Source organism: Limosilactobacillus reuteri, assembly GCF_002254085.1.
Lineage (GTDB): Bacteria > Bacillota > Bacilli > Lactobacillales > Lactobacillaceae > Limosilactobacillus > Limosilactobacillus reuteri_K.
This window is the reverse complement of the sequence record NZ_NGPY01000077.1, coordinates 85,401-96,361: the sequence shown is the minus strand read 5'-3', so window position 1 is coordinate 96,361 and position 10,961 is coordinate 85,401. Positions and strand designations below refer to the sequence as shown.

Genomic DNA, 10,961 nt, shown 5'->3' with positions numbered 1-10,961 from the left:
GAATCTGAATCCTGATAATTACTTAGTAATCTTAATTTTTCTGTTGTGGAATAACTAGAAACGAAAAACACCCCCTAGAATTGGCACTTTTATTATTTAAAGTGTCAACCCTAAAGGGTATTGTACGGGAAAAATCCAGTCGCTTTTTAGTTTAGTATTTAGTCTTTAACGACATTTGCTGCTTGAAGGCCACGTTCACCTTCCTCAACATCAAATGTAACATGTTGACCTTCACTTAATGACTTAAAGCCATCCCCTTGAATAGCAGAAAAATGAACAAATACATCATCGCCACTTTCACGCGTAATGAAGCCATAGCCCTTATCGTCATTAAACCATTTAACAGTTCCTTGTTCCATATTGGAAATCCTCCTGTGCATTAAGCACTAATATAATTTGTAATTCGTCTCAGGTGAAGAGATCCATTTGCAATGAAACAATCGAACCAACCGCACTTAAAAAAACTACAAAAACCATTGTATCACATAAGCAATCATTTACATAATTAATCTTTATTTTCTTGAGCGATGTCCGGTTCAATAAAAATATTATGTGAGGCCTTATATGAAACATTTATTTCTTGGTCGTTATTTTCTTTTTGAATCACAATTGGTCCTTCAAAAGGTTCATGGCGAATTACAGTAACTTGTTCTTGAGGACGTAACCCTAACTCTTCTAAGTAAGTTAAAAGCTCGTGATTATCCAGGAATCGTTCTAATTCAACTTTTTCCCCATCATCAGCATCTGCCAATAAACGATGCGTTACATCTGGAAACTTGCCATTAGCTGATGGAATTACTCCACCATGCGGACAATGATCAGGGTGTTGAAGAAAAGCATCTAAGGCCGTTGCTAGTCGATCACTTGTCTGATGTTCAAGAATTTCTGCTTCTGAATGAACATCCGCAAAATTATAGTGAAGCTTATCCACTAAAAATGTTTCCCATAAACGATGCTTCCGAACTAATTCCGCAGCATACTTTTGTCCTTTTTCCGTTAAAGAAATACCGGCATATGGTTCATGAACAACTAGCCCTTCGTCAGCCAACTTAGAAATCATCTCGGTTACTGATCCAGCGGCAATTCCTAGTCCAAGGGAAATCTCTTTATTAGAAACTTTTTTATGACTACCACCTAATTCAAAAATAATTTTTAGATAGTCTTCCTTCATTGGAGTCAAATTGTTTCACCTCTGGGTATTAAAATTTGGCCTACGATCGGTCATTGTGTGTTTTTATATATTAACATTGAACCCAAATTGATTATAGCATATTATTAAAAGTGTAGTTTGGAAAGCCTAACTTTTTTGTTATAAGCTTTTTATAAACCCGCAATCGATCTTTACGGAGGAGTAAGTAAATCATGGACGAAAAAGTAACAGGGAAACGCTTTTTAGCAGTTACCCTCCTAAATGTATTAATTACAATTGTTGAAATTCTTGGAGGTATTCTCTCTGGAAGTTTAGCCTTACTATCAGATGCTTTTCATAACTTGGGAGATTCGCTTTCCATTGTACTAGGCTATTTTGCCCAGCATATTGGGGGACAGCCAGAGAATCGGCAGCGAACCTATGGCTACCGGCGAGCTGAAATCCTCTCAGCATTAACTAATAGTATCTTTCTAATTGTTATCTCTGTCTTTTTAATTATTGAAGCTATTAAACGGTTAGAGCATCCTCAGCATATTAACGGAGGCATTATGTTAACCGTAGCTGTAATCGGTCTTCTTGCAAACTTTATTTCGGCAGCTCTCTTACATGCCGGAAGCGAAGACAGCTTAAACGTCAAAGCAACTTATCTCCACATTCTAAGTGATGCACTTTCTTCAGTTGCCGTTATCATTGGAGGAATCATTCTTACCTTTGTCAATGTGCCATGGCTTGACCCTGCCTTGACAATCGGGGTTGCCCTCTATATTGCTTATGAAGCTTGGCCAATTATTAATCAAACCATTAAAATTCTCATGCAATCCTCGCCTGACCTTGATTATGATTCCATCGAAAATGATTTAAAACAGATTGATGGCGTTACGGCTGTTCATCACGTTCATGCATGGATGATGGATGAACACCGAATTATTTTTTCTGCCCATCTGAATTGTGATGACTTGCCACTAAGCCAGGTTGAGCGGATCTATAGTCAAGTAGAAAAGATCTTGCATGAAAAATACGGAATTTGCCATGTTACTATTCAAGCAGAATATCACCGTGGGAAAGATGAAGAACTATTCAATACTCCCGTTGATGAAAAAAATGTTATTAGTAACGACTTCAAACAGGACTAAAATTAAAGGAAGCAAAAAGTTGAGCGAAAACTCAGCCTCTTGCTTCCTATTTTTTTACATCGATTAAAACAATTTTCCGACTCCGTAGTGAATCGTAATCGTAATCAAACCAATAATAATATTTCGAATAACTGCAACTTTTACAAGCCCGTTACCAAGCTTAGAACTGATATAACCGGTTAGGGCACTCGTAAAGGCAACCGCTAAAATCACGGCATACCACTTATATGCTTCGGGAGCAAAAGTCATCGCCATCAACGGAATTAATCCTCCGGCAGCTGCTGAAAAAAGAGAAGAAAATGCTGCATCCCAAGGGTTAAGATAGTGACCAAGCTCAATATCATACTTAATCCGAACAACTGTCTCAAGGGGCTTTTTATTAAGGAGGTCTTTAGCAATTTTGATTGATGTTTCAGGGGTAACTCCTTTATTTACATAATATTCTTTTACTGCCGCAAGCTCCCCTTCATAATCGTTTTTTAAGAGCTGCTCTTCTTTAGCAACGGCCGCTTTTTCTGTATCCTTTTGAGTAGATACAGAGGCATATTCGCCAGAAGCCATTGAAAATGCACAGGCAAGCAAATCAGATAAGCCAGCAATGAAGATGGTAAATCGGTCACTTGTCGCTGCTGCTACCGATACCAAAACACCGACAACAGTCAGAATGCCATCATTTGAACCTAGTACCCCCGCTCGTAACGTATTCAGTTTTTCTTCCATTGTTTGCTTCTGATGTTTTTTCACCTTAATACTCATTTAATCTCATCTCCCTACCGCGCAAATAATTGGCCAATCAGGTATGTAACTCCCATTGTTAATAATCCAGCAGCTGCATTCCTGATCATGGATTTAATCCGGTTAGATTTTCCTAAAACCGCCGCAAAATAACCAGTAATTAATAAGGCAATCAGAACTGCAATTGCGGTTGCTAAAATTCGAACATTTGCGGGGGAAACGGTAACCGCCACCATCGGTAAAATTGAACCGGTTGGAAAAGATATAAAGGAAGCAATTGCTGCAGCATATGGGCTTGTAAACTCATTAGGATTAAAGCCATAGCGCTCTTGAACAGCCGTCCCTAAAGCATCTTTTTCCATTAATTCTTTCGTCGCTTGCTTAGCTAGTTGTGGATCGATGTCTTGAGCTTCATATTTCTTTTGAACATAGTCAAATTCATGCTGGTATTGATTCTGAAGCCGCTGCTTTTCACTAATCAAAGCCATTTTTTGTGAGTCCTTTTGGGTCGAAACTGAAACGTACTCCCCCATACACATTGAAATCATACCGGCAAGTGTTCCGGACAAGCCCGCGATTAAGATGGAACGGGCATTACTCGTTGCCGCTGCCACCCCGATAACAATTCCGGCAATTGAAATAATCCCATCATTAGCCCCCATCACACTCGCACGCAGAACGTTTACCTTTTGTGCTAGTGACATTTTTTTCTTGGACACATTTATCCCTTCCCTCTTTTAGTTTAGAATCATTATAACATAGAGGCAAGTAAAAACAACCAAATAATCTTCAAATAACATTCTATATTAGAATCATTAAAAAATATATTGTTATGTAAAAAGAAGCTGGGAAAATAATCCAACCTCTTTACTATTTTAAATTGTAAACTGCCAAAACGCAGCAGCTCAAAAAATTAAATTATTTATTCATAAGCCTGAACAGTATTGGTCCGAATAACAAATACTGATGTTCCAGCATGACGAGCCATATATGATGCCTGGGAACCAACCGCCTTACGGTTACCCTTCTTACCAATTGAACCAACAACTAATAAATCCGGTTGGAAGGCAGGGATAACGTGATTACAAATCCGCTCAGCTGGCCGTTCACCACGATCAACAATCGCCGTAATCTTTTCTGGATCAACACCGTAATCAATTGCTGCTTGGACATATTCATTTACCCGCTGCCGTAATTCGTCTTCACTACTATGAACATAATCCTTATCTAAGATTTGATATACATTTACCCGGTCAGTTTCAAGAATTGATACAATCCCTAACTCCGAATCATCACGTTTCGCCTTATCAACCGCGTATGAGAAAGCGGCACGGGCATCTGGTGCATCGTCAACACCAACGAGGATCTTCTTGAACTTCTTTGGCTTTATTTCGAACATTAGTATTCTCCTCCCTATGTTCTACACTTTAACGGTGAAGCATTACTCGCTCCTCTTCGTTAAGTCATATTCTTCACTACTTATGTTACTACTTATCTCGATTTTGTAAATAATTATTTTGGCCTTCCTAAAATAAAAGTGATTTATTAAAGAATTTTATAATTGTTTTAGTAAATTAATAATTACACAATGCAGATTTTGACGGAGTATAGAACAAAATATATAATTAAGGATGTTTACTGCTTATTATAAATACAAATGAAATGGGGGTTAACTACACATGTCAATGATTGAATTTCATAATGTGCAAAAATACTATGGTAAATTCCATGCATTAAAAGATATTAATTTAACAATTGATGCTGGCGAAACGGTTGTTTTAATCGGGCCATCTGGTTCGGGGAAAAGTAGCCTGATTCGAACAATCAATGGATTAGATCCAATTAGAGATGGTCAGTTAATTGTTAATGGTTTTGACCTTGCTGATAAGAAGACTAATGTTAATCTAATCAGAAAAGATGTCGGGATGGTCTTTCAACACTTTAACTTATATAACAATAAGAGTGTTATCGAAAACATCATGCTCGCACCACGAATCGTATTAAAACGCCCAGAAGACGAGAACCGTGAGTTAGCAATGAAACTGCTTGATAAAGTTGGCCTTGCAAATAAAGCTGAAAGTATGCCTGCTCAGCTATCTGGAGGGCAAAAACAACGAATTGCGATTGCCCGCAGTCTGGCCATGAAGCCTAAATGTCTCCTGTTCGATGAACCAACAAGTGCGCTCGATCCGGAAATGATTGATGATGTTTTAGACGTTATGAAAGATATCGCTAAAAACTCCAACATGACAATGTTAGTAGTGACCCACGAAATGGGCTTTGCACGGGCAGTTGCTGACCGGGTTATTTTTATGGCAGATGGACGGATCTTAGAAGACGATTCAACCGAAAAATTCTTTGGCGATCAGCCTTCTACAGAGCGTGCTCGTGAATTCATGAGTAAAATCAGTGGGCACTAAGGAGGCATAACAATGAAAAAGTATTGGCGATTAATTAGTCTTAGCGCCCTCCTCTTTATCACCCTCCTTACCCTTTCTGCCTGTGGTACCTCAATTGCAAAAAAAGATGTCCTGACTGAAGATATGCGTAGTCAACGAATTACCTGGGGAGTAAAAGCAGATACTCGTCTCTTTGGACTAGAAAATATCCGGACAGGGAAGCTAGAAGGATTTGAAATTGACCTCGCAACAGCTATTACAAAAAAGATCCTCGGCCCACAGGGAAAACCAATTTTTGTTCCTGTAACTAGCGGAACCCGGGTACCACTCCTAAAAAACGGTAATATTGATGCGATTATGGCAACCATGACGATCACTCCTGAGCGAGAAAAGCAAGTTGATTTTACCCATTCTTACTTTGATGCTGGTCAATCTCTCCTAGTTAAAAAGGGAAGTCCGATCAAAAACATCAGCGATTTAAACCGCCGAGGCGCTGTAATTCTTGGTGTTTCTGGATCAAATTCAGTTAAAAACGTTGCGAAGTTTGCTCCTAAAGCACGCGTCCTTCAATTATCTGACTACGCTCAAGCAATGACTGCCCTTAAATCCAAGCAGGGAGATGCCCTTACCACTGATAATGGGATCCTCTATGGGATGGCAGCTGAAAATCCAGGCTATGAAGTTGTCGGTGGTAACTTCACTAAAGAACCTTATGGAATCGCCGTTAACAAAAATCAAGCGCGCTTCCGTAATAAATTAAACTGGGCGTTAAGAGAAGTTGAAAAGGATGGTACTTACAATCGTCTTCTTCTTAAATGGTTTGGGAATGTTAAAGGATTTAATTATCAGGAGATGAAACGCTAATGTTAAATTTAATTATAAATGAGTGGCATCCCCTTTTAACCGGCCTCTGGAATACTATTCTGTGTAGCCTTATCGCATTAATTGGGAGCCTCATTATCGGAACCTTTTTTGCTCTTCTCGAGATTTCGCAACACCGTGCTGTTAAAATAATTGGTCATGTCTATGTGGAAGTCTTTCGTAATATTCCATTATTGGTAATTACAATGGCTTTTTTCCTGATTATTCCAATGTATATTGTTAAAATTAATGGATTTACTGCGGGAACAATTGGCTTAACACTTTATACGTCCGCCTTTATTGCTGAGACCGTACGTGCTGGAATTAATTCAATTGATCCTGGCCAAATGGAAGGAGCCCTTGCCAATGGACTTACTTATGGACAAGCGATGCGCTACATTGTTTTACCACAAGCATTTCGCGTTGTTATTCCACCACTTGGCAATCAATTTATCAATTTGGTTAAAAACTCATCGGTCCTTGCCTTTGTCGCTGGCTTTGATCTTATGTACCAGGGAAATCTAATTGCAAACGATACCTTAGCAACTATGCCCACGTATTTCATTGTCGGTATTATGTACCTCATCATCACGCTTCCGTTGAGTTATTATATGCGACACCTTGAAAAGAAATTAGCCTAGGAGGGATGATCAATGCAAAACTTTATTGACGCGTATTCATGGATTAATATCCGTTTCCTCCTAGAAGGACTTTGGATTACAATTGAAGTTTCCGTAATTTCAATTATAATCAGCTTTATCTTGGGAACTTTTCTCGGAATTATTCGTTACGCTAACATCAAATACTTGTCAGCAATTGTAGGATTCATTATCGATATTATCCGTAATCTTCCTCTCCTGCTAATAATTTTCTTCACCTACTTTGGCCTCCCCAATATCGGAATTAAACCAGAAATTATTCCTGCCGCAATTATGGCGCTTTCAATTTTCGAATCGGCAATGGTTGCTGAAATCGTTCGCTCAGGGATAAATTCGATTGATTACGGACAAACGGAAGGGGCATTAGCTAATGGATTAACTAAGTGGCAAGCATTACGAATTATTGTCTTACCACAGGCGATCAAGAATATGATGCCGGCCCTCGTTAGTCAGTTCATTTCATTAGTTAAGGATACATCACTAGCAACAATCATCGTCTTGCCAGAGTTAATGTATCACGCCCAGATTATCTATGGTCAAAACACAAATTATATTATTCCGATGTTCGTTGCGTTAGCAGTCCTCTACTTTATTGTCTGCTACTCATTATCATTGGTTGCACGTTATTTGCATAAACACATTGCCTAAGCATTAAAAATGGCGAGACTAGAAAACTTTTCTAATCTCGCCATTTTTTAATACTGAATCATAAAATCAAACCGTTGATGCTCTCCCGTTAAGCGATTAACATGTCGTTCCATCACTTGACGTCGTTGTCCAAACATCATCCAAACGGCAATTCCAATAAATACTACTAATTCAATTACCGTCCCAATCCAATCCTGAACTGTTACTTTGCCAGTCATCAACGTTGAATCAGAAGCAATAAATGCCGTCCAATCTAATAAGAAGTGCATTAACATTGCTAGCCATAATTGACCAGTATAAACATAAACGGTTGCAAAAAATAGTCCAATTCCTGCTGCACTAACTGCTTGTAAAACAGTCATCGACCATTCTTGAGGCCCATAGTTAGTAAGATGAACAACTCCAAATAAAATTGAGCTAGTTGCTAGCGCTAACGGAAGTCGTTGTTTAACATTGCGCCAAGCATAGAACAAAATACCAAGGATAGCGAAACGGAACAAGGTCTCTTCCATTACCGCAGCCTCAAATGCTGAAAGGGTAAAATCCCAATTAGCACGATGAAGGCCTGGCATTTCTCCCGTATTTAAAACTGTAAAGATGACATCAACAACAACTAATCCTGCAAATATCAACCAATTAAAATCACCACTCCAATGTGGCTTTAATCCTGGCCATGATAAGTGCCATGTCCGCATTACTGTTGTCGTAAGAATAAAGAAGGCAACTGCACCAACTGCCCCAGTAGATAATGCTAATAATAAGAAGTGATTATCAACCAGGTCTGTTGGCAAGGCAATCAATGGCGTAAAGACCACCTGAGCTAACCAAGCGATAAAGATTAGTCGTTCAATGCTCCAATGCATGAGTTCACCAATTACGCTTGCGAATGGCGCAAACATAATAAAGTAATAAAAAATCATCATTGTTACAACGCCTCGGGATGGTAAATGTAATAAAACAATAATTTCGCGCACCATTACATCCCAAGCAAATACTAAAATTATCGGCTGGGCAATTACTTGTAGCCATGCATTCAACTTCATAACTAGCAAGGACACATTAGGCAAGAGTTCAAAGACTAAACCAATTCCTAAAATAATAACCATGATCAATAATGCTAATGCAACGGTCTGACGATTAAATTCATAATTACGAATCATCATCATCGCTAAAATGACCAGGGTCGCCCCAATTTGAACCCGGTACCAGATCCTTAAATAATCGTTTCCGGTCATTTTTCCTCATCCTCTCTGGGAAATCTAAAATAATTGCTAAGTATGATCATACCAAACAATCTCCCTAGTTTTAAGAACAAATCTTCTTTTTTTAGTTTAAACCACAAAAGAACTTGCAGGCAAAAAAACCGCAAGTTCCTTTATTGTTTATTTTGTGTTTCCAGTTGCAACCGGTTGTTTCTCTTTACCATTCTTCTTTTTAGAATGTTGCTGAGATTTCCGGTGGGAATGATTATTTTGTCGTTCGCTTTTATGTGCTTGATTATTTTTATTGTTTGGTCGACGATAGTGTTGATTTTCTGAACGATTATTGCCATTCAAGATTGTCACCATCGGAATAATCACAGGACGACGACCAGTGCGATCATAAAGCAATTTTTGCAAACGACTGATAATTGTCCGGTTTAATACCCGTTGATCAATGTGCTTGTGATTCTTAAATGTATTAAGGATTGCCCAAAATACTTCATGATTGGCTGCCTTAATCAGCTCTTGTGATTCATGCATATAAACAAAGCCACGAGAAACAATATCAGGCCCCGCAACAATTTGATAATCCTTTAAGTCGACAACCGCAATCGCTGTTACGACACCTTCTTCTGAAAGCAAGCGTCGTTCGCGAATTTCTGGATTTCCAACCGTATCTCCCGCATCACGACCATCAATATAAACATCACTAACACTATCAATATGGTCCGCCACTCGACAAGAGTCTTTCGTAAGAGCTAAAACATCCCCATTTGCAAGGACAAAGCTATTTTCCTCTGGCACACCAGTCATCTCAGCTAACTTGGTGTGGATTTTTTGCATTCGGTATTCACCGTGAACTGGAGCGAAGAACTTAGGCTTCATTAACCGTAGCATAAATTCTTCATCGACTTGACCACCGTGTCCTGATGTGTGGATATTATTAACATATCCATGAATTACGTTAGCCCCGCTTTCTTCAAGCTTATTGATAAGGGCATTAACGCTAGTGGTATTTCCTGGAATTGGGTTACTAGAAAAGACAACTGTATCTTCTGGCTGAATAGTAATTTGGCGGTGAGTACCATTAGCAATTCGACTAAGGGCTGCCATTGGTTCACCCTGCGATCCAGTACACATGATCAATACTTTCTCTGGTGGATAATTGTTAATTTCATTTTGGTCAATAAGGGAATCTTTCGGAATGTTAAGGTAACCTAACTCTTGACCAGCAGTGATTGCATTTTCCATACTGCGACCAAAAACCGCAATCTTTCGGCCTTGCGCAATCGCGGCATCAGATGCTTCACGCAACCGATAAACATTAGATGCAAATGAAGCAAAGATAATGCGTCCCTTAATTCGTTCAAAGATCCGGCGAATATGGATATCAACCCAGCGTTCAGACTTTGTAAATTCTGGTCGTTCAGCGTTTGTACTATCTGACGTTAGGAGGAGAACCCCATCATCCCCTAACTTAGCCATCTGTTGAAGATTAGGACCTGGTAAATTACCAACTGGTGTTAAATCAAACTTAAAGTCCCCAGTCTGGACAATTGTTCCTTGAGGAGTATGAACGGCCACCCCTAATGTATCAGGGATTGAGTGGGTCGTTCTGAAGAAGCTCACCCACAACTTCTTAAAATGAACTTCATCGAATTCATTAATTTCATGCAATTCTGCATTTCTTAGCAAGTGTTTTTCTTCTAACTTGCCCTTAATTAATGACATTGCAAAAGGCCCTGCATAAATAGGCGCATTGACCTTTTGTAAGAAGAATGGTAATCCTCCAATGTGGTCTTCATGACCGTGAGTAATAAAGATTCCCTTAATCTTATCTTTATTTTCAATGAGGTAATCATAATTTTGAATTACGTAATCTACCCCTAGCAATTCATCTTCCGGGAATAAAACCCCACAGTCAATAACAATAATTTCATCTTGGAATTGTACACAATACATATTTTTACCAATTTCACCAAGACCACCCATGGCGTAAAAGGCAACTTCATTGTTTTTAATCTTTAATTTTGTCATAATACCTTTCCTTTTATAGATTTTTATCATGTTAATTAACGGAATTTAAGTAAGCCAAAAGAACCGCTTTGTTCTGACAAGGTCGGTTATTGATATTAATTTTATTATTGGCACTTAATCTTAATTATTTAATCCGT

Annotated in this window: 12 protein-coding genes; 5 read left to right on the top strand and 7 right to left on the bottom strand. The window is 38.7% G+C overall.

Translation table 11 applies throughout. From position 1 onward, the window contains the following. Window positions 1–158: 158 nt before the first annotated feature. Window positions 159–359 carry a cold-shock protein gene (locus tag CBG10_RS09985; protein WP_003664604.1) on the bottom strand — a complete coding sequence of 67 codons (201 nt, stop codon included), beginning with the start codon at window positions 357–359 and terminating at the stop codon, window positions 159–161. A gap of 146 nt (window positions 360–505) precedes the next feature. Next, window positions 506–1,180 carry a metal-dependent transcriptional regulator gene (locus tag CBG10_RS09980; protein WP_003664606.1) on the bottom strand — a complete coding sequence of 225 codons (675 nt, stop codon included), beginning with the start codon at window positions 1,178–1,180 and terminating at the stop codon, window positions 506–508. A 182-nt stretch (window positions 1,181–1,362) separates the two neighbouring features. Here CBG10_RS09980 and CBG10_RS09975 point away from each other — a divergent pair, with 182 nt between their 5' ends. Beyond that, window positions 1,363–2,283, top strand: coding sequence for a cation diffusion facilitator family transporter (locus CBG10_RS09975; protein WP_003664608.1), 921 nt, complete (start codon window positions 1,363–1,365; stop codon window positions 2,281–2,283). Between the two features lie 63 nt (window positions 2,284–2,346). Here CBG10_RS09975 and CBG10_RS09970 read toward each other — a convergent pair whose 3' ends face one another. The 3 genes from CBG10_RS09970 to CBG10_RS09960 all read right to left on the bottom strand — a co-directional run bounded on the left by CBG10_RS09970 (window position 2,347) and on the right by CBG10_RS09960 (window position 4,417). Continuing rightward, complete coding sequence (locus CBG10_RS09970) at window positions 2,347–3,039, bottom strand: VIT1/CCC1 transporter family protein (RefSeq protein ID WP_003674919.1); 693 nt, start codon at window positions 3,037–3,039, stop codon at window positions 2,347–2,349. A gap of 14 nt (window positions 3,040–3,053) precedes the next feature. Then, entirely contained in the window at window positions 3,054–3,737 is a 684-nt protein-coding gene (locus tag CBG10_RS09965) for a VIT1/CCC1 transporter family protein (RefSeq protein ID WP_003664611.1), read from the bottom strand. A gap of 203 nt (window positions 3,738–3,940) precedes the next feature. After that, a complete protein-coding gene (locus tag CBG10_RS09960; protein WP_094512500.1) occupies window positions 3,941–4,417 on the bottom strand; it encodes a universal stress protein in 477 nt (158 codons plus the stop codon). A gap of 280 nt (window positions 4,418–4,697) precedes the next feature. Between CBG10_RS09960 and CBG10_RS09955 the strand changes: the two genes are divergently transcribed. The 4 genes from CBG10_RS09955 to CBG10_RS09940 are packed head-to-tail and all read left to right on the top strand — an operon-like array spanning window position 4,698 to window position 7,585. Further along, window positions 4,698–5,438: an amino acid ABC transporter ATP-binding protein gene (locus CBG10_RS09955; RefSeq protein WP_003664614.1), complete on the top strand. Its 741-nt coding sequence runs from the start codon at window positions 4,698–4,700 to the stop codon at window positions 5,436–5,438. 12 nt (window positions 5,439–5,450) lie between these two features. Continuing rightward, window positions 5,451–6,281, top strand: a complete 831-nt coding sequence (locus tag CBG10_RS09950) for a transporter substrate-binding domain-containing protein (protein ID WP_094509775.1) — start codon at window positions 5,451–5,453, stop codon at window positions 6,279–6,281. Next, a complete protein-coding gene (locus tag CBG10_RS09945; protein ID WP_094502646.1) occupies window positions 6,281–6,919 on the top strand; it encodes an amino acid ABC transporter permease in 639 nt (212 codons plus the stop codon). Before CBG10_RS09950 ends, CBG10_RS09945 begins: the two co-directional genes overlap by 1 nt. A gap of 12 nt (window positions 6,920–6,931) precedes the next feature. Beyond that, window positions 6,932–7,585 carry an amino acid ABC transporter permease gene (locus CBG10_RS09940; RefSeq protein WP_003664620.1) on the top strand — a complete coding sequence of 218 codons (654 nt, stop codon included), beginning with the start codon at window positions 6,932–6,934 and terminating at the stop codon, window positions 7,583–7,585. A 47-nt stretch (window positions 7,586–7,632) separates the two neighbouring features. On the opposite strand, the gene CBG10_RS09935 is transcribed toward CBG10_RS09940, so the two are convergent. Both CBG10_RS09935 and rnjA read right to left on the bottom strand, forming a co-directional pair. Next, complete coding sequence (locus CBG10_RS09935) at window positions 7,633–8,820, bottom strand: CPBP family intramembrane glutamic endopeptidase (protein ID WP_094512499.1); 1,188 nt, start codon at window positions 8,818–8,820, stop codon at window positions 7,633–7,635. A 147-nt stretch (window positions 8,821–8,967) separates the two neighbouring features. Next, window positions 8,968–10,824: a ribonuclease J1 gene (rnjA, locus tag CBG10_RS09930; RefSeq protein WP_094502643.1), complete on the bottom strand. Its 1,857-nt coding sequence runs from the start codon at window positions 10,822–10,824 to the stop codon at window positions 8,968–8,970. Between the last annotated feature and the right edge of the window lie 137 nt (window positions 10,825–10,961).